This window comes from Streptomyces griseorubiginosus (genome assembly GCF_001514195.1).
Lineage (GTDB): Bacteria > Actinomycetota > Actinomycetes > Streptomycetales > Streptomycetaceae > Streptomyces > Streptomyces griseorubiginosus.
Genome location: NZ_KQ948737.1, coordinates 79,323 through 97,026, shown reverse-complemented (window position 1 = coordinate 97,026; position 17,704 = coordinate 79,323). Strand labels below are relative to the sequence as shown.

The window sequence follows — 17,704 nt, the reverse complement described above, 5'->3', positions numbered from 1 at the left end:
CGCATGGCTCCCAGTCGTCACAGGTGGTAGGCGTACTCGGTGAACTCCCAGTCGGTGACGTGCCGTTGGAAGCGTTCGGTCTCGTTGCGCTTGTAGGAGAGGAAGGACGCGGTGAAGTCCTTGCCGAGGACTTCGGTCAGTTCTGTGTCCGCCTCCAGGGCGTCCAGCGCGGCCGGCAGGCTCATGGGCAGTTCGGCTGCCCTTGCGGTGTCGTAGCCGTAGCCCTCCAGCGGGGCGGGGGGCTCCTCGCCGGCCGTCACCCCGAGCAGTGCGGCGGCGATCGTGCCCGCGATCAGCAGGTACGGGTTGGCGCTGGCGTCACCGAGACGCAGTTCCAAGCGGGCGCCGGAGCCGCGCTCGGGCGGGATGCGGACCATGGCGCTGCGGTTGTCCAGGCCCCAGTCGATCAGCCAGGGGGCGAGGGTGTCTGGGCCGAACCGCTTGTAGGAGTTCACGGTCGGATTGGCCAGGGCGGCCAGGGCCGGGGCGTGGGTGAGGAGGCCGGCGACGGCGTGGCGGGCGGTGGCGGACAGCCCGTACGGCCCGGTGGGGTCGTCGAAGGCGTTGCCGGCGCCTTCCTCGTCGGCGCTCTCGCAGGACAGATGGAGGTGGAAACCGGAGCCTCCGGCGCCGTTGAACGGCTTGGCCATGAAGGTCGCGAGCTTCCCCTCCTTCCGGGCCAGCTCCTTGATCGCGGACTTGAAGCGGAAGGCGCGGTCCGCGGCGGACAGGGCCTCGGAGTGGGTGAGGTTGATCTCGAACTGGCCGCCGTCGAACTCGTGGTTGCCGCTGGTCACGCCGATGTTCATGTCCCGCAGCAGGCGCAGGGTGCGCAGCAGGTGGTTGTCGCCGTCAGCGCGCAGGCCGGCTGTGTAGACGGCGCCGGTGGTCCCGGCGTAACGCTTCCACCCGCTCGGGGAGGCGGGGTCCTCGTCGCAGAGGAAGTACTCGAGTTCGGGGCCGACCACCGGACGCAGTCCGTGCTCGGCGCACCGGGCGAGGACGCTGCGCAGCAGATCGCGGGGTGACTCGGGGGCGGGCAGGCTGGTGGCCGGGTCGGTGGCGTCGGCGAGGCAGGAGACGACGCCGGGTTCCCAGGGGAGGGGGACCAGGCTGTCCAGGTCGGGGCGCACGGTGATGTCGGGCAGGCCGGCGTCGAGTCCGCCGGAGACGGGGACCACCTCCCCCTGGGGGCTGGTGTGGTAGACGGCCCGGCAGAAGGCCAGGCCGTGGTCGCAGGCTGACGGCAGGTGGTCCAGCAGGACGTCGCGTGCGCGGTCGACGCCGATGAGGTCGGGATAGGTCACGCGCACCACGTCGATGCCCTCGGCGGCGAGCCGCTGCATGTGCTGACGGAGGCTGGGGTTCGGGGCTGCGCTCACCGATGTCTCCTCGGGCGCTTGGGGTGTGGGTGGCGAGAGAAGTCAGAGGACTGGTGCTGCTGGGAGCACGACCGACTTGTTTGATGCCAAACGGTATGGGGGCTGTGAGCACCCCGCAAGAGGGGATGGAAAAAAATTATCCGCATGGATAGGTATTGACCAGAGGCAGGTGTCTTCCTATGTTGTTTGAAGCCAAATGAGTTGGGGCCCGGTCAGTCGCCAGGCCCCTGGCCGGGGCCCGGCCGCAGCGGTCGGGCCCCTCTTCCTCTCCTCGCCCCCGCCCCGACGCCCTCACTCTCAGGAGGACCGGCCATGAAGGTCGTCGTCGACATGAACAAGTGCCAGGACCACGGCCAGTGCGTCTTCGCCGCCCCCGATGTCTTCTCGATGGACGACAGCGGTCACCTGGCCTACGTCACCGACCCCGACGACGCGCTGCGCGACGAGGTCGAGGAAGCCGCCGACGTGTGTCCGCTCCAGGCCATCCGTATCGAGGACTGACCATGACATCGACGCAGGCACGCATCGTCGTGGCCGGCGCCTCCATGGCCGGCCTGCGCGCGGCCGAGCAGCTGCGGGCCGCCGGCTGGACCGGAGCCATCACGCTCGTCGGTGACGAGCCGCACATGCCCTACAACCGGCCGCCCCTGTCCAAGGAGGTCCTGGCCGGCAACGCGCCCTTCGAGTCCCTCGCCTTCCGCCTGCGGGCCAGTGTGGGCGACGCGGAGTGGCGGCTGGGGACCAAGGTCGTCGCCGCGCGGCTCGCGGAGAACATCGTCGAGTGCGACGACGGCGAGGCGCTCACCTACGACGGTCTGGTCGTCGCCACCGGAATGCGGCCCCGGCGCCTGCGCTGCCCCGGCCCGCTCGCGGGCCGGCACACGGTCCGCACCATCGACGACGCGCAGGGCCTGCGGCAGGCCCTCACCCGGCCCGGAGCCCGGGTGGTCGTCGTCGGAGGCGGCTTCATCGGCTGCGAGGTCGCCGCCACCGCCGTGGCCCTGGGCGCCCGCGAGGTGACCGTCGTCGACCCGCTGCCCCTGCCGATGGTCGGCCCCCTCGGCGAGCTCCTCGCCAGGGCCCTGCTCAAGCGCCACGAGGAACGCGGCGTGCGCTTCGCCCTCGGCACGGGGGTGACCGGCTTCACCGGCGACGACCATGTCACCGGCGTCGCCCTCGCCGACGGCACCGTCCTGCCCGCCGACGTGGTGGTCGAGTCGGTCGGCTCGGTCGCCAACACCGAGTGGCTGGACGGCAACGGCCTCGACCTCGGCGACGGCGTGCCCACCGACGAGCACCTGCGCGTCGGCGGACGGCCCGACGTGGTGGCCGTCGGTGACGTGGCCCGTTTCCCCAACGCCCGCTACGACGGCGTACCGCGCCGGGTGGAGCACTGGTGCATCCCCACGGACACCGCCAAACACGCCGCGAAGACCCTCGTCGCCCACCTGACCGGCACCGGCCACGACCTGTCCCCGTTCGCCCCGCTGCCCACCTTCTGGAGCGACCAGCACGACTTCCGCCTGCAGTCCTTCGGGGCGCCGGTACTCGGCAAGGAGGACGTGCGCGTACTCGAAGGCGACCTCGACGGGGACGTCGTCGTCGGCTATCACGCCGGTGGCCGGCTGGCCGGTGTCGTCGCCCTGGGCGGTCAGGCCGCGGCGGCCGCCGCCTCCCGCTACCGAGCCGAACTGCTCAAGCAGCCCGCCCTCACCGCCTAAGGACTTTGCTGACCATGACCACCGTCCGTGGATTCTTCTTCCCCAAGACGGCGAGCGGAGCCTCGTCGCTGGTCCCCTCACCGCCCTGGCGGTACTCCGGTGACCTGCTCACCGTCGAGTACCGCACCGACCCCTCCCGGGTGCGTGAACTGCTGCCCGAGCCGCTGGAGCTGGCGGACGAGGACCCGGGCGCCGTGGCGCTGATCTGGGCCGACTGGCAGTCCTGCTCGGAGTCGGGCCGGGAGCTGCTGGACCCGGTACTGGCCCAGTACAAGGAGGCGTTCGCGGTCGTGCGCTGCAAGTACCGGGGGCAGACCTACACCCGCTGCGTGTACATCTGGGTCGACAAGGACTTCGCCATCGCGCGCGGACTGCACCAGGGCTACCCGAAGAAGCTCGGCTCCATCCACCAGACCCGCCCGCACCCGTACGGGCCCGCCCCGCGCATCGAGGCCGGCGCCCGCTTCGGCGCCACCCTCGCCGCCGCCGACCGGCGCCTGGCCCAGGCCGTGGTCACCCTGCGCGAGCCCTCCGAGACCAACGGCTTCGTGAACGCCCACCCCATGGCCCACCACCGCTGGCTGCCCTCCGTCGAGAAGGGCAAGGGCCTGGCGCTCGACGAGCTGATCGAGTCCGGCGCCGCCTCCTTCGAGGGCGGGCAGCCGTGGCGCGGCGACGCGGAGCTGGAGCTGTTCGAGGCGCCCACCGAGGAGCTGGCCCGGCTGGAGATCCGCGAGCCGATCGCCGCCTACTACCGGCAGGTCGGTGTCGTCTGGGACGGCGGCCGACTGCTGGAGTCCGGCACGTCCGGCGCCGAGTAACCCCCGCACAGACCACAGGACCTGGAGACCGGACATGACCGAGCACACCCTCACGGTGGCCGGGGTCGCCGTCGACACCCGGCACTGGATCGGCGGCGAGCGCGTCGCCTCCACCGAAACGTTCACCGATGTCTCACCGATCGACGGCAGCGTCCTGGGGGAGATCTCCCGGGGCACCGCCACGGAGGCAGCGGCCGCGGTGGCCGCGGCGAAGGCCGCCTTCCCCGCCTGGGCCGCCACCCCCCGCGCCGAACGCGCCCGCATCCTGCACGCCGTCGCCGACGGCGTCGAGAAGCGGCTGGAAGAGCTCGCCATCGTCGAGACCACCGACAACGGCGCCCTGCTCCGCTCCCACCGGAGAGGCGTGATGCCCCGCGTCGCCCACAACTTCCGCTTCTTCGCGGACTGGTTGCTGAAGCTGGAGCACGAGAACTTCGAGACGCGCGGCCACACCAACCACGTCTCCTGGGATCCGGCGGGCCCCTCGGTCCTGATCACGCCGTGGAACGCGCCGCTGATGCTGGCTACTTGGAAGGTCGCCCCGGCTCTCGCGGCCGGCAACACGGTGATCCTCAAGCCCGCCGAGTGGACCCCGCTGACCGCCTCCCTCCTCGCGGACATCGCCGCCGAGGCCGGACTGCCCGCCGGGGTGCTCAACGTCGTACAGGGTTACGGCTCGGAGATCGGCGACGCCCTCACCTCGCACCCGGACGTGCGCCGGATCAGCTTCACCGGTTCGGTGCCGACCGCCCGGCGCATCGCTGCCTCGGCGGCCGCGAACCTGACCCCGCTGAGCCTCGAACTCGGCGGCAAGTCACCCCTGTTGGTGTTCGCCGACGCCGATCTGGACCTCGCCGTCGACCTCGCGGTGGAGCAGTACGACAACGCCGGGCAGGTGTGCCTGGCCGCCACGCGCTTCCTGGTCCAGGAGTCGGTCGCCGAGGAGTTCACCCGCCGCTTCGTCGAGAAGGCCGGACAGCTCACCCAGGGCGACCCGCGTGACGAGGCCACCGACATCGGCCCGAACATCCACCAGCGTCAGCTGGAGAAGATCGACGGGTTCGTGCAGCGGGCGCTGGCGGCCGGTGCCCGTGCGGTCATCGGCGGCCATCGCAAGGACGCCCAGTACTACGCGCCGACCCTCCTCACCGACGTCGCCCAGGACTCGGAGATCGTGCAGGAGGAGGTCTTCGGCCCGGTCCTGACCCTGCAGACCTTCACCGACGAGGACGAGGCCGTCCGCCTCGCCAACGACACCCGCTTCGGGCTGGCCGCCACCCTCGCCACCGGCGACCCGGAGCGCGCCGAACGTGTCACCGTCCAGCTGGTCGCCGGCACGGTCTGGACCAACTGCTTCTTCGTCCGCGACCTCCAGGCGCCCTTCGGCGGCTCCCGCCACTCCGGCGTCGGCCGCGAGGGCGGCACCTGGAGCTTCGACTTCTACTGCGACGTGAAGAACACCGTGACCGCGCCCACCGGTTGGAGGAACCATGGGTGAGATCGTCGGGGCGGGCCTGCTCGCCCACGTCCCCACCATCGTGCTGCCCGAGGAAGACCGGCTGGAGCTGAACGAGGGCAAGGAGATCACCCTCGTCACCGGGCTCCACCAACTCCGCAAGGACGTCTTCGAGCGCGACGACTACGACACCGTCGTCGTGCTCGACTCCCACTGGGCCACCACGGTCGAGTTCGTCGTCACCGCCCAGCAGCGCAGGGCCGGCCTCTTCACCTCCGAGGAGCTGCCGCGCGGCATGTGCCGGATGCCGTACGACTTTCCGGGGGACCAGGAACTCGCCCGCAACATCGAGAAGTTCGCCGACAAGCACGGCACCTGGATCACCGCGATCGAGGACGACCACCTGCCGATCTACTACGCCACCATCAACCTCTGGAAGTTCCTCGGGGAGGGGCTGCCGGACAAGCGGTGGGTGACCATCGGGGTGTGCCAGACCGGCGACATGGAGGACCACCTGCGCCTCGGCCGGGCGCTGGCCGACGGCATCGCCGCCACCCCGGGCCGCCGGGTCCTGCTCATCGCCTCCGGTGCGCTGTCGCACACCTTCTGGCCGCTGCGCGAGCTGCGCGACCACGAATCCAGCGACCCGGTGCACATCTTCACGCCGGAAGCGCGCGAGGCCGACCACGAACGCATCGCCTGGTTCAAGGAGGGCCGCCACGACAAGGTCCTCGACACCATGCCGGAGTTCTGGAAGTACAAGCCCGAGGCGAAGTTCTTCCACTACCTGATGATGGCCGGCGCCCTCGGTGAACAGGCGTGCGTCGCCAAGGCCCGCCAGTACGGCGAGTACGAGAACTCCATCGGCACCGGCCAGGCCCACCTGTGGTTCGACCGCCCGGCCGACGGCTGGACCGGCACCGGCCCGTCCGCGACCCCCGCCCCGCGCACCCCTCACAGTCGTATCTAGGAGCCCGGAACATGCCCGAGTACCGCCGCATCCTCCTCGACGGCGCCGCCGTCCAGGCCACCGTCGAAGGCGATGAGCTCGTCGCCGGGGACGGCCGACGCGTCAAGACCGAGGACGCGCAGCACCTGCCGCCGGTCGTGCCGTCCAAGGTGATCGCCGTCCACCTCAACCACCGCAGCCGCGTCGACGAGTTCCGTATCGACCTGCCGGACACCCCGACGTACTTCCACAAGCCGACCTCCTCGCTCAACTCCCACAAGGGCGCCATCGTCCGCCCCGCGGGCTGCAAGTGGCTCAACTACGAGGGCGAGGTCGCCATCGTCATCGGGAAGACCGCGCGGAACATCGCCCCGGCGGAGGCGGGGGAGTACATCGCCGGTTACACGATCGCCAACGACTACGGACTGCACGACTTCCGCGACACCGACGCCGGTTCCATGCTCCGGGTCAAGGGCTCCGACACCCTCTGCCCCCTCGGCCCCGGCCTGGTCACCGACTGGGACTTCCGCGGCAAGAGCCTGCGCACCTACGTCAACGGCGAGGCGGTGCAGGACGGTTCGACCGACGAGATGAAGTGGGACATGCACTACCTCGTCGCCGACATCGCCCGCACCATCACCCTCTACCCGGGCGACGTACTCCTGTCCGGCACCCCCGCCAACTCCCGGCCCGTCCAGCCCGGAGACGTCGTCGAGGTCGAGGTCGAGGGCCTCGGCCGGCTCACCAACCACATCGTCACCGGTCCCACCGCCGTCCGCACCGACGTCGGCGCCCAGCCCACCGAGTCCGAGGAGGTCCTGTCCACGGCGCTCGGCGGCGACTGGGAGTTTCGCGGCATCCGCCCGCCGAAGCGCTGAGGCTCGTGCGACGGTCCCTCGGCCTGTGGGTGTGGGTGCGGGTAGGGTCGCGTCCATGAGCGATTCCGCCGACAAGCCGCCCGCCAGGCCCCGCAAGCGTGTGGACTACGGGACCGGCCGCGAGGCACTGCTCAACGCGGCCGTGCGCGTGGTGGCCCGGGGCGGGCTGCGCAAGCTCACCTACCGCGCCGTCGCGGAAGAGGCAGGTGTCACGCACGGGCTCGTGATGCACCACTTCGGTTCGCGGGACGCGCTGATCGAGGCGGCCCTCGAACACGCGGTGCGCACCAGCACACGTATCAGCTCCCTGGAACCCGGCACGGGCGACATCGCGGACTTCGCGGCGGGACTGGCGGACATGGTCACCCGCGAGCCGGCCATGCAGATCTTCCAGTACGAGCTCATGCTCGAATCACGGCGCAGGCCCGAACTGCTGCCGCAGATCCGTGCTCTGTACGACGAGTACTTCCAGGCCACCGAGAGGGAGCTGTCCCGCAGCCTGCCCGACGGCACCAGCCCTGCCCTGACCCGGCTCGTCTTCGCCGCCCTGGAGGGTCTCGTGCTGCACCAACTGGTCCTCGACGAGCCGAACGTCACCGAGGCCGCGATGAAGGAGCTGCGGTCACTGCTGACCCGGCAGCCTGGAGACCCCGAGTAGCCGCCTCTACGGCAATCCCTGCCATAACAGCAGGTCAGAACTGAGCCCCCGTCGCATGGCGACGGGGGCTCAGTCCGTCTCCAGCGGCGTAAAGAGTTGATTACGTGCCCGCGAAGTATTGACGAAATTATCCGTCTGGATAATTCTCGCGGTACGAGGTCTCTGGTCGTCCCTCCCTCTCCCCATCTCCCGTTCCCCCCGTCTCGCGCCCGATACGAGGAGTGCCACGACATGACCGTCACCACCGCCGGATCCACTTCCGCAACCGAGGACCTGCTGCCCTTCCGCGACCCCGGCTTCCGAGCGGACCCGTACCCGTACTACGCGCGGCTGCGGCAGGAGCACCCGGTCTACCGGCATCCGGTGGGCCTGCACGTCGTCTCCCGCTACGAGGACGTCGCCCGGCTGATCCGCAACCCCACCCTGAGCGTGCAGCAGCTCGACTTCGGGCCGGCCGCCCCGATCCACCACACCATGCTCGGCAAGGACGCCCCCGACCACACGCGGCTCCGCCGGATCACCAACCGCTGGTTCACGCCCAAGGCCGTCGAGGAGTGGTCCAAGGTGATGCGCTCCTGTGTGGAGGCCGTGCTCGACGAGGTGGAGAAGGGCGACGGCACCCTGGACGCGGCCGACGGCCTCTCCCTGAAGTGCACCTTCGAGACGACCTGCCGCATCTTCGGCATCGAGCCGGCCGAGATGGACACCATCCAGCGCAAGACCTACGAGATCGGGCTGAGCCTCGGCCCCGGCGGCAACGACGAGGAGGCCCGCGCCACCACGGAGGCGTTCGCCTGGTTCACCGAGCACATCCGCCGGTTGGTGGCCGGCAAGCGGGACCACCCCGGCGAGGGGCTGATCGACGCCTTCATCGCCGCGCAGGGCGAGGGCAGGATGACCGAGGACGAGGTCGTCTACACCGTCTTCCTGTTCTTCGCCGTGGGCCACCTCGACGTCAAGCACCTCATCAACCACGGCATCTGGCTGATGACGCAGCGGCCCGAGCTGTTCGCCGCCTACCGCGACGAGCCGGAGGCACGGCCGGGCATCATCAACGAGATCCTGCGGATCGACACGCCCGAGTCGATGGTGGTGCGCCTGACCACCCAGGACACGGTCATCGGTGACACCACGGTGCCGGCCGGAGAGGCGCTGGCCCTGCTCATCGCCTCCGCCAACCGCGACCCCGAGGTCTTCGCCGACCCCGACACCTTCGACCACACCCGCCCGGTCGCCGCCGGCCGGCACCTGGCCTTCGGCTCCGGTATGCACGGCTGCGCCGGCCAGGTCCTGGCCCGCGCCGAGGCAGACGTCGTCTTCAGCTCGATCGTCAACCGGTTCTCCGGTGTCGAGCTGGCGGGAGAGCCCGCCTATGCGCACACCGAGTTCCTGCGCACGATCACCCACCTCCCCGTCCGTTTCCTCTGATTCCCCCGACCCCTTTCGAGAGGCAGGAGCCGTCGTGAAGGTCGAAGTCGATCTCAACAAGTGCCAGGACCACGGCCAGTGCGTCTACGCGGCCCCCGACCTTTTCGCACTGGACGACGAGGGACGTCTGTCCCTGCGGTCGCAGGTGACCGACGTCTATGTGGCCGACGTGGACGAGGCAAGCGCCGAGGACCTGTACGAGGCCGCCGAGGTCTGCCCGCTGCAGGCCATCACGGTCCACGAGTAGGGACGGGAACGCGGCATGTCGCCGCCGCCCTTCGAGCCGCGGGAGAACGACTCCGGCATCGGTGTCCGACCGTCGGTCGCTCGAGGAGCACGCCGCCTGCACCCCGGCCGTCGTCCACCCGCTGCGGTACGGCGGCCTCCGGACGTGCGCCAAGCGGACGCCGGTGAGCGTCGCCAGAGGACCGGGTTCGACTGGCCCGGCTGTGCCTGGCCGGAGGGCGATCGCCGGACGACTCGCGGCCGCGACCAGTACAACACCACCCCCATGACGGCTTCGACTACCGCTGCTGGGGCATCCGCGGCGGGTGCCGAGTGATCTTCGTCCACGCCCACGACGCCGGTCGTCTCCTGCCCTGCCGCACACGCCTGCTTCCCCGGGGTCAACGGTCTGAGCCCGTCATGCGCCGGGGTGCGGGCGCCGGCCCGCCGCCTGGGTCACGGTCCTGTAAAGACCTCGTGTCCGGAGAAGGATCTCACGGCAACCCCTTGCCAAACGGATAGTTCCAGCCCACCATGAGGCAACTCGTTTGGCCTAAAACGAAACTCCGCCCCCGTCCCCCGGCAGGTGATTCGAGTGGACAGTCAGACCGCGTCTCTTACGCAAGCGGGTCATGATGCATCCATGGCAGGCAGGCTCAAGCCCGATTCTCTCGGTGTCCTGGGCGTTCTCTTCTTCGTTCTCTCCGCCCAGGCCCCGCTGACGGCCATCGCCGGGGCTGTGCCCTTCGCCGTCGCCATCGGCAGCGGTGCCGGAGCTCCTACCGCCTATGTCGCGGCCGGCGTCGTCGTCCTGCTGTTCTCCGTCGGATTCGTCGCCATGAGCCGTCATGTCGTGGACGCCGGAGCCTTCTACGCCTACATCGGCAAGGGCCTCGGCCGGCCGGCCGGTTCCGGCGGCGCCGGGCTCGCCCTGCTGGCCTACTGTGCCGTCCAGGCCGCCATGTACGGGCTGTACGGAGCCACGGTGAGTGCCCTGGTCGAGCACTACTCGGGCGCCCGCGTGGCGTGGTGGGTCTGGGTTCTGGTCACCATGGCGATCGTGGAGATCCTCGGCGCCCTGGGGATCGACATGGGCGCGAAGATCCTCGCCGTCTTCGTGCTGGCCGAGTTCAGCATCCTGGTCGCCTTCGCCCTCGTGACCTTCTTCAAGGGCGGCGGTCCCGAGGGGCTCGGCGTCACCGAGAGCTTCTCGCCGTCCGCCGCACTCCAGGGTGCTCCCGGTGTGGCCCTGATGTTCGCCGTGGCGTCGATGTTCGGCTTCGAGTCCACGGCCATCTACGGCGAGGAGGCCCGCGAGCCCCGCAAGACCGTGCCCCGCGCCGCCTACGCCTCCGTCACGCTGATCGCTGCCTTCCTGGCCTTCACCACGTGGATGCTGGTCTCGGCGCACGGAGCGTCCCAGGCGACGAGCGATGCCGGCAAGGCGCTGCAGAGCGGTGACGCGACCAGCTTCGTCTTCGCCCCGATCACCTCCCTGTTCGGCGGCTGGGCGGGCGACGTGCTGCCGATCCTGCTGGTCACCTCACTCTTCGCGGGCATCCTGGCCTTCCACAACTCCGCCAACCGCTACCTGTTCTCCCTCGGCCGCGACGGTCTGCTGCCCAGCGGCCTGACCGTCGTCAACCGGCGCCACTCGCCCTGGGGCGCCGGCGCCGCGCAGACCGTGATCTCCGTGCTGCTGGTGATGCCCTTCGCCGTGCTCGGCAAGGACCCGGTGCTGACCCTCTTCTCCTGGCTCAGCGGCGTCTCCGTCCTCGGCGTCATGCTGCTGTACTTCCTGACCTCGGTCTCGGTCGTCGTGTTCTTCCGCCGCTCGCGCGCCGACACCCGCCCGTGGAACACCCTGATCGCCCCCGCACTGGGCGCGCTCGGCATCGCCGGCGCCATCTGGATCATCGTCGACAACTTCACGACGCTCATCGGCGGTGACCAGACCACGGCCACGTGGCTCGAGCTCACCGTTCCGGTGGTGCTGGTCCTCGGTGTCGTCGGCGCCCGGCTGACACGGACCCGGGCGGAGACCACCGGCTGAGCACTCCAATGCACCAGCGATACGGCCGGAGCCTGCGCCCCGGCCGTATCGGGCCGTCTGCCGAGCACCACGAGTTGTCTGCCATCGACCGACACAAAAGGAACTGAAGGGGGAGAGCGCGTGCTGAACGCCACCCATGAGGATCTGCTGCGCCGCGCCAAGGAACTCGACCTGCCCACGCAGCATCACATCGACGGCAGGAGCCAAGCCGGTGACGGCGGATCGTTCGCCGTGATCTCCCCACGCGACGGCCAGAGTCTGGTCCAGGTCGCGGACGCGGGGGAGGCGGAGGTCGATCTCGCCGTCGCGTCGGCTCGCCGCGCCTTCGACACCGGGCCGTGGCCGCACCTGGCGCCCGCCGAACGCGGCCGGGTCCTGCTGCGGATCGCCGAACTGCTGGAGGAGCGGCGCGAGGAACTGGCACTGACCGTGAGCCTGGAGATGGGCAAACCGATCACGGACGCCTACTCCATCGAGCTGCGCGCCGCGATCAACACCTTTCGCTGGTACGGCCAGCTCGCCGACAAACTCACGGACGAGTCCCCCCACACAGCGCCGGACTCGCTCGCCCTGATCACCCGGGAGCCGACCGGAGTCGTCGGCGCCGTCGTGCCCTGGAACTTCCCGCTCACGCTGGCGAGCTGGAAGGTCGCGCCCGCGCTCGCCGCCGGCTGCACGGTCGTCCTGAAGCCGTCGGAGTCCTCCCCGCTGTCCGCCCTCCTGCTCGGCCGCGTCGCCACCGACGCGGGACTGCCGCCCGGCGTCCTCAACGTCGTGACCGGCGACGGCCCCGTGGCCGGCCGGGCACTCGGCCTCCACCCCGGCGTCGACGTCCTGGCCTTCACCGGATCCACGGCCGTCGGCCGTCACTTCCTGCGCTACGCCGCCGACTCCAACCTCAAGCGCGTCTGGCTCGAACTCGGCGGCAAGTCACCGAACATCATCCTCCCCGACGCCCCCGACCTGGAGAAGGCCGCGGCGACCGCCGCCTGGGGCATCTTCTTCAACCAGGGCGAGATGTGCACCGCCCCCTCCCGGCTGCTCGTGCACTCCTCCATCGCCGAACAGGTCACGGAGGCCGTCGTGGAGCGAGCGCGCGAGCTCCGGGTGGGCGACCCGCTCGACCCGGCCACCGAGATGGGCGCACTGGTCGGCGACAGCCACCTGGGCAGGGTCCTGGACCATGTCGCCTCCGGCCTGGACGAGGGCGCCCGGCTGCGCGCGGGCGGAGGCCGGGCTTTGGCGGAGACCGGCGGCAGCTACCTGCGGCCCACCGTGTTCGACCGGGTCGACCCCGGCATGCGGCTGGCCCGTGAGGAGATCTTCGGCCCCGTCCTGTCCGTGCTCGCCTTCGACGACCTCGACGAGGCGGTACGGCTGGCCAACGCCACCGAGTACGGCCTCGCCGCCGGCCTGTGGACCTCCGACCTGTCCACCGCCCACAAGGTCTCGCGTGCGCTCAAGGCCGGGACGGTCTGGGTCAACTGCTACGAAGAGGGCGACCTGACCGTGCCCTTCGGCGGCATGAAGCAGTCGGGCAACGGCCGCGACAAGTCCGCCCACGCCATCGACAAGTACACCGAACTGAAGACCACCTGGATCCAGCTGTGACCCGCCCCCTGATCGCCGTCCCCGCCCGCTTCGCCGCGTCCACGTCCGCCCTGCGCTACGCCGCCGAGGTCAACGCCCGTGCCCTGATCGAGGCGGTGTGGCGGGCCGGGGGAGAGCCGCTGAGCATCCACCCCGCCGACCCCACCGCAGCCGATGTGGCCGAGCGGCTCGCCCGCTTCGACGGCGTGCTGCTCCCGGGCGGCGGAGACCTGGCACCGCACCGTTACGGAGCCGCCGACACCCATGACAGCGTCTACGACGTCGACGACCTCCAGGACGAGTTCGACCTCGAAGTCGCCCGTCAGGCAATGGACTTGGGACTACCCCTGCTGGCTGTCTGCCGAGGAATGCAGGTGGTGAACGTCGCCCTCGGCGGCAGCCTGGAACAGGACATGGGCGGCGCGGACCGCGAACACCGGCACATCGTGCACCCGGTCGCGATCCAGCGCGGCACCCTGCTCGAACAGGCCACCCGCGTCGAGAAGACGGAGGCCTCCTGCTACCACCACCAGCGCATCGACCGCATCGGTGCCGGGCTCACGGTCACCGCGCGGGCCGCCGACGGCACCGTGGAGGGGCTCGAACTGCCCGGACACTCCGGGTGGTTCACAGCGGTGCAGTGGCACCCCGAGGACACGGCGGACCGGGATCCGGCCCAGCAGGCCCTGTTCGACGCCCTGGTCGACGCCGCCCACCGCAGACACTGACAAGGACGTGGCTCTCTTCGGCCACAAGCGACAGGCACCGCGCCTCGCGCCCGGACTCGACGACGTCGCGCTGGGCCGGGTGCTGAGAGGCATCGCCGCCGCCCGGGGGCCGGGGCCGGGGCCGGGTCCTGGTCCGGGTCCGGGTCCGGGTCCGCAGGACCTTGCCATCTCCCGGGCGGAGCGGCTCCTGCGGGAGCCGGGCGACGACTGGGACCGGCGCTGCCACCGGGTCGGCGTCCTCGCGCAGGCCGCTCCTGCGCCGGCCCGGAGCTGGCGCGCGCCGGCCCCAGGACCCGGACGCCCTGGCGCTGGCCGTGTGGTCCGCCACTGGCAACCGACCCGCAGGGGGGCCCTGGCGCTCTGCCGCGTCGCCGCCGCTGCCCGCCCCGCTGATCCGACCCCCTGGGTGGGTGCGCTGGCGGCGCTGCGGCTGCTGGGGCAGCCGAGCTCTGAACTTTCCCCCGTCTGGCAGGAGATACACGCGCGTCATCCATGGCGCCGGGAGGCGCATCTGCAGACCCTGGGCTACCTCTCACCGGAGGAGCAGGGCAGCCAGGCCGCGCTGCGGGACTTACTCGACGATGCCATCGCGGTGCGCTGGGGGTGAGCCGGTACTGGTCGCAGCTGCACACCGCACGGCTCCTGGACCAAGGCACGGCCCACTGGCTGCAACCCGGTCACCTGCGTCACGCGGCCGCCGTCGCGGACCTGGGCATCCGCGCGCACGCCCTGGTCCGGGCGGGCCGCGGCGGTGAGGCCGGCCCGGTGGAGTGCTAGGCGTGAGTGCGGCTCGCCGGACGCGAGGCGCCGCACGCGGAGTGGGGGGCAGGACTGCACGGTCCTGCCCCTCCACGCGCTGCACCGACGTCAACCGCTGCGCTCCGCCGCCTCGACGATGTTGGTCAGCAGCATGGCCCGGGTCATCGGCCCCACACCGCCGACCGGCGGTGCGAGGGAGCCCGCCACCTGGTCGACGTCGGGGTGGACGTCTCCGAGGATGCCCTCGACGGTCCGGGTGATGCCCACGGACAGGACGGTGGCGCCCGGCTTGATCCAGTCGGGCTTGACCAGATGGGCCACGCCGGCCGCGGCCACGACGACGTCGGCGACGCGGGCGTGGGCGGCGGTGTCCTGGGTGGCCTCGTGGCACAGGGTCACCGTGGCGTGCTCGGTGCTGCGGGTCAGCATCAGACCGAGCGGCCGGCCCACGGTGAGCCCGCAGCCGATGACGCAGAACTGCTGTCCGGTGATGGCCACTTGATGGCGCCGCAGCAGGTCGATGATGCCGCGCGGGGTGCAGGGCAGCGGCCCCGGCATGCCCAGCACGAGTCGGCCCAGGTTGGCGGGGTGGAGCCCGTCGGCGTCCTTTGCCGGGTCGATGAGCTCCAGCACGGCGTGCATGTCGATGTGGTCCGGCAGCGGCAGCTGGACGATGAAGCCGGTGCAGGCCGGATCGGCGTTGAGCTCGAGCACGGCGGCCTCGACCTCGGCCTGGGTGGCCGTGGCGGGCAGCTCCACCCGGATCGAGGCGATGCCGACCTGCGCGCAGTCGCGGTGCTTGCCGCCGACGTAGGAGTGGCTGGCGGGGTCGTCGCCGACCAGGATGGTGCCCAGCCCGGGAGCGATGCCCCGGTCCTTCAACAGCTGCACCCGCTCGGCGAGTTCACGTTTGGTCTCGGCTGCCGCGGCCTTCCCGTCGAGCAGCGTCGCGGTGGTCATGTCGTACGAGCCTCTCGGTGCGGTCGTCAGGCGAAGACGACGGTGCGGGAGCCGGTGAGGACGACGCGGTCCTCCGCGTGCAGCCGGACCGCCCGGGCCAGCACGATCCGCTCGACGTCCCGGCCGATCGCGACCAGCTCGGGCGCGGTGTGGCGATGGCCGACGCGGACGACGTCCTGCTCGATGATCGGGCCCTCGTCCAGGTCGGCGGTGACGAAGTGCGCGGTGGCGCCGATGAGTTTGACGCCCCGGTCGTGGGCCTGGTGGTAGGGCTTGGCGCCCTTGAAGCCCGGCAGGAACGAGTGGTGGATGTTGATGACTCTCCCGGAGAGCCTGCGGCACAGCTCGTCGGAGAGGACCTGCATGTAGCGGGCGAGCACCACGAAGTCGACCTGGTGGTCGGCCACCAGCCGCAGCAGCTCCGCCTCCGCCTCGGGCTTGGTGTCGCGGGTGACGGGGAGGTGGACGAAGGGGATGCCGTACCGCTTCGCGACCGGTTCGAGGTCGGGGTGGTTGGAGACGATCAGCGGGATGTCGACGGGCAGTTCGCCCAGGTCCCAGCGGTAGAGCAGGTCGACCAGGCAGTGGTCGAACTTCGACACCATCAGCAGCACCCGGCGGCGCTGCTCCTCGGGCCGGACGGTCAGCACCGGGTCGAAGCGGGCCAGCCGCAGCGCGAGTTCGTCCCGCAGCTTCCCGGTATCGGCCGCGGGCGACTCCAGGCTCACACGGATGGTGAAGATGCCGGTGCTGGGATCGGAGAACTGGGCGCTCTCCAAGATGTTGCCCTCGGCCTCGGCGACGCCGGCGGCGAGGGCGTGGACGATGCCCGGCTGGTCGGGGCAGCGGAGCGTGAGTATGTGGCGTTGCACGTCAGGATCTCCGTCGGGTCAGGACCGCACGCGGGCGCGCTCGGGGTCGTACACGGGAGTGGGCCGGACCGTGGCGTCGGCCTTGGACCCGTCGGCGGAGACGGCAGTCAGTGCGGTGCCGGACTTCACGGCGTCCCGGTGCACCCGGGCCAGGCCGAGGGTGGCGCCGCCGAGGGCGGGGGAGGGCACCGCCATCGTCACGTAGCCGATGTCCCGGCCGTCCAGCTCCAGCCGGGACCCCTCGGCGGCCTCCGGCGCGGCATCCACGACGACGCTGACGACACGGCCGGTGACGCTGTCCTTCTTGGCCAGCAGCGCGTCCCGGCCCTGGAAGGGGCCCTTGTCGAAGTCGAGCGCCCAGCCCATCCGGCACTCGAACGGGGTGACCGTGTGGTCGTACTCCAGCTCACCCATGATCATCCCGGCCTCGGTGCGGCAGGTCAGCAGGGCGAGGGCACCGAAGGCCCTGATCCCCAGGTCCGCTCCGGCCTCGAACACCGCGTCCCACAGCTCCGGCGCGCGCTCCCGCGGCACCTGGATCTCGTAGCCGAGCTCGGCGGTGAACCCGAGCCGGCTGACCTGTGCGGGAATGCCGGCGACGAGGGTGTCGCGCAGGAAGGTGTAGTAGGGGAACGCGGCATTGGACACGTCGACGTGGGTGAGGCGCTGCAGGACCACGCGGCTGCGCGGGCCCTGCAGGGTCAGGACGGCGGACTCGTCGCGGCGCTCGGTGACCGTGGTCCCGGCGGGTGCGTGAGCGGCCAGCGACTGCTGGGTGGCCGGATCGCCGCCGGTGACGACGACGTGGTCCGGCGCGAGGACGGCCACGGTCACGTCGTCCACCATCATCCCGTCGTCGTCGACCACGACCCCGTAGGCGATGCGTCCGGCACCCAGCCCCTTGACGCTGCGCGAGAAGACGGCGTCGACGGAGGCCACCGCGTTCTCGCCCTCGACATGCCACTTGTAGAGCATCGAGTACTCCGAGGCCCCGGCGGCGCCACGGATGGCCTTGTACTCCTCGGCCGGATCACCGATGGCCAGCGGTACGGCGTTGCCGTAGACGTCGATCCACTCCTCGACGTGGTCCGCGTAGCGGGGAGCGAACGGGGTGGTGCTCAGTCCATCGGGAACGACCATGGGAACTCCAGTACAGAGGGGAGGTGAGCGCTGGAGCGAGAATCTATCCATATGGATAACTTGTCAATAGGATAGATTGGCCGC

At 70.8% G+C, this 17,704-nt stretch carries 18 protein-coding genes; 14 read left to right on the top strand and 4 right to left on the bottom strand.

Translation table 11 applies throughout. The features are described from left to right. Positions 1 to 17: 17 nt before the first annotated feature. The gene (locus tag AQJ54_RS19015) at positions 18 to 1,346 is read right to left on the bottom strand and encodes a glutamine synthetase family protein (RefSeq protein WP_428843803.1); all 1,329 of its coding nucleotides are present in this window, start codon (positions 1,344 to 1,346) and stop codon (positions 18 to 20) included. A 348-nt stretch (positions 1,347 to 1,694) separates the two neighbouring features. Between AQJ54_RS19015 and AQJ54_RS19010 the strand changes: the two genes are divergently transcribed. The 14 genes from AQJ54_RS19010 to AQJ54_RS45665 all read left to right on the top strand — a co-directional run bounded on the left by AQJ54_RS19010 (position 1,695) and on the right by AQJ54_RS45665 (position 14,666). Beyond that, the gene (locus tag AQJ54_RS19010) at positions 1,695 to 1,883 is read left to right on the top strand and encodes a ferredoxin (protein WP_062019341.1); all 189 of its coding nucleotides are present in this window, start codon (positions 1,695 to 1,697) and stop codon (positions 1,881 to 1,883) included. 2 nt (positions 1,884 to 1,885) lie between these two features. Next, positions 1,886 to 3,103 (top strand): NAD(P)/FAD-dependent oxidoreductase, encoded by a 1,218-nt coding sequence (locus AQJ54_RS19005; protein ID WP_062238848.1) that lies wholly within the window; start codon positions 1,886 to 1,888, stop codon positions 3,101 to 3,103. A 14-nt stretch (positions 3,104 to 3,117) separates the two neighbouring features. Further along, entirely contained in the window at positions 3,118 to 3,924 is an 807-nt protein-coding gene (locus AQJ54_RS19000; RefSeq protein ID WP_062019338.1) for an acetoacetate decarboxylase family protein, read from the top strand. Between the two features lie 34 nt (positions 3,925 to 3,958). Beyond that, on the top strand, positions 3,959 to 5,422 hold the full coding sequence (locus AQJ54_RS18995) for an aldehyde dehydrogenase (RefSeq protein WP_062238846.1): 1,464 nt from the start codon (positions 3,959 to 3,961) through the stop codon (positions 5,420 to 5,422). Beyond that, complete coding sequence (locus AQJ54_RS18990; protein WP_062238844.1) at positions 5,415 to 6,350, top strand: 3,4-dihydroxyphenylacetate 2,3-dioxygenase; 936 nt, start codon at positions 5,415 to 5,417, stop codon at positions 6,348 to 6,350. The genes AQJ54_RS18995 and AQJ54_RS18990 overlap by 8 nt, the downstream gene beginning before the upstream one ends. 11 nt (positions 6,351 to 6,361) lie before the next feature. Next, positions 6,362 to 7,207, top strand: a complete 846-nt coding sequence (locus tag AQJ54_RS18985; protein WP_062238842.1) for a fumarylacetoacetate hydrolase family protein — start codon at positions 6,362 to 6,364, stop codon at positions 7,205 to 7,207. A 55-nt stretch (positions 7,208 to 7,262) separates the two neighbouring features. Further along, complete coding sequence (locus AQJ54_RS18980; RefSeq protein ID WP_062238840.1) at positions 7,263 to 7,865, top strand: TetR/AcrR family transcriptional regulator; 603 nt, start codon at positions 7,263 to 7,265, stop codon at positions 7,863 to 7,865. Positions 7,866 to 8,096: 231 nt separating this feature from the next. Then, positions 8,097 to 9,293, top strand: coding sequence for a cytochrome P450 (locus tag AQJ54_RS18975; protein ID WP_062238838.1), 1,197 nt, complete (start codon positions 8,097 to 8,099; stop codon positions 9,291 to 9,293). 34 nt (positions 9,294 to 9,327) lie between these two features. After that, positions 9,328 to 9,540, top strand: a complete 213-nt coding sequence (locus AQJ54_RS18970) for a ferredoxin (RefSeq protein WP_062238837.1) — start codon at positions 9,328 to 9,330, stop codon at positions 9,538 to 9,540. Positions 9,541 to 10,113: 573 nt separating this feature from the next. Continuing rightward, positions 10,114 to 11,571 carry an APC family permease gene (locus tag AQJ54_RS18965; RefSeq protein WP_062238835.1) on the top strand — a complete coding sequence of 486 codons (1,458 nt, stop codon included), beginning with the start codon at positions 10,114 to 10,116 and terminating at the stop codon, positions 11,569 to 11,571. 120 nt (positions 11,572 to 11,691) lie between these two features. After that, a complete protein-coding gene (locus AQJ54_RS18960; protein WP_062238833.1) occupies positions 11,692 to 13,182 on the top strand; it encodes an aldehyde dehydrogenase in 1,491 nt (496 codons plus the stop codon). Beyond that, positions 13,179 to 13,889 (top strand): gamma-glutamyl-gamma-aminobutyrate hydrolase family protein, encoded by a 711-nt coding sequence (locus AQJ54_RS18955; RefSeq protein ID WP_062238831.1) that lies wholly within the window; start codon positions 13,179 to 13,181, stop codon positions 13,887 to 13,889. Before AQJ54_RS18960 ends, AQJ54_RS18955 begins: the two co-directional genes overlap by 4 nt. Before the next feature lie 7 nt (positions 13,890 to 13,896). Further along, positions 13,897 to 14,496 carry a hypothetical protein gene (locus tag AQJ54_RS45670; protein WP_159055533.1) on the top strand — a complete coding sequence of 200 codons (600 nt, stop codon included), beginning with the start codon at positions 13,897 to 13,899 and terminating at the stop codon, positions 14,494 to 14,496. Beyond that, positions 14,493 to 14,666 (top strand): hypothetical protein, encoded by a 174-nt coding sequence (locus AQJ54_RS45665; RefSeq protein WP_159055532.1) that lies wholly within the window; start codon positions 14,493 to 14,495, stop codon positions 14,664 to 14,666. The genes AQJ54_RS45670 and AQJ54_RS45665 overlap by 4 nt, the downstream gene beginning before the upstream one ends. Positions 14,667 to 14,756: 90 nt before the next feature. Here the strand turns inward: AQJ54_RS45665 and AQJ54_RS18945 are convergent, their stop codons facing one another. Genes AQJ54_RS18945 through AQJ54_RS18935 form a run of 3 tightly spaced genes read right to left on the bottom strand, consistent with a single transcriptional unit; the run spans position 14,757 to position 17,620 of the window. Beyond that, positions 14,757 to 15,608 (bottom strand): bifunctional methylenetetrahydrofolate dehydrogenase/methenyltetrahydrofolate cyclohydrolase, encoded by an 852-nt coding sequence (locus AQJ54_RS18945; RefSeq protein WP_062238827.1) that lies wholly within the window; start codon positions 15,606 to 15,608, stop codon positions 14,757 to 14,759. Between the two features lie 26 nt (positions 15,609 to 15,634). Beyond that, the gene (gene purU / locus AQJ54_RS18940; RefSeq protein ID WP_062238825.1) at positions 15,635 to 16,480 is read right to left on the bottom strand and encodes a formyltetrahydrofolate deformylase; all 846 of its coding nucleotides are present in this window, start codon (positions 16,478 to 16,480) and stop codon (positions 15,635 to 15,637) included. 18 nt (positions 16,481 to 16,498) lie between these two features. Further along, positions 16,499 to 17,620: an aminomethyl transferase family protein gene (locus tag AQJ54_RS18935; protein WP_062238823.1), complete on the bottom strand. Its 1,122-nt coding sequence runs from the start codon at positions 17,618 to 17,620 to the stop codon at positions 16,499 to 16,501. Between the last annotated feature and the right edge of the window lie 84 nt (positions 17,621 to 17,704).

Coding starts and splice junctions, on each gene's coding strand:
- AQJ54_RS19015 (WP_428843803.1), bottom strand. CDS start 1,346: ATGCAGCGGCTCGCCGCCGAGGGCATCGACGTGGTGCGCGTGACCTAT.
- AQJ54_RS19010 (WP_062019341.1), top strand. CDS start 1,695: ATGAAGGTCGTCGTCGACATGAACAAGTGCCAGGACCACGGCCAGTGC.
- AQJ54_RS19005 (WP_062238848.1), top strand. CDS start 1,886: ATGACATCGACGCAGGCACGCATCGTCGTGGCCGGCGCCTCCATGGCC.
- AQJ54_RS19000 (WP_062019338.1), top strand. CDS start 3,118: ATGACCACCGTCCGTGGATTCTTCTTCCCCAAGACGGCGAGCGGAGCC.
- AQJ54_RS18995 (WP_062238846.1), top strand. CDS start 3,959: ATGACCGAGCACACCCTCACGGTGGCCGGGGTCGCCGTCGACACCCGG.
- AQJ54_RS18990 (WP_062238844.1), top strand. CDS start 5,415: ATGGGTGAGATCGTCGGGGCGGGCCTGCTCGCCCACGTCCCCACCATC.
- AQJ54_RS18985 (WP_062238842.1), top strand. CDS start 6,362: ATGCCCGAGTACCGCCGCATCCTCCTCGACGGCGCCGCCGTCCAGGCC.
- AQJ54_RS18980 (WP_062238840.1), top strand. CDS start 7,263: ATGAGCGATTCCGCCGACAAGCCGCCCGCCAGGCCCCGCAAGCGTGTG.
- AQJ54_RS18975 (WP_062238838.1), top strand. CDS start 8,097: ATGACCGTCACCACCGCCGGATCCACTTCCGCAACCGAGGACCTGCTG.
- AQJ54_RS18945 (WP_062238827.1), bottom strand. CDS start 15,608: ATGACCACCGCGACGCTGCTCGACGGGAAGGCCGCGGCAGCCGAGACC.
- AQJ54_RS18935 (WP_062238823.1), bottom strand. CDS start 17,620: ATGGTCGTTCCCGATGGACTGAGCACCACCCCGTTCGCTCCCCGCTAC.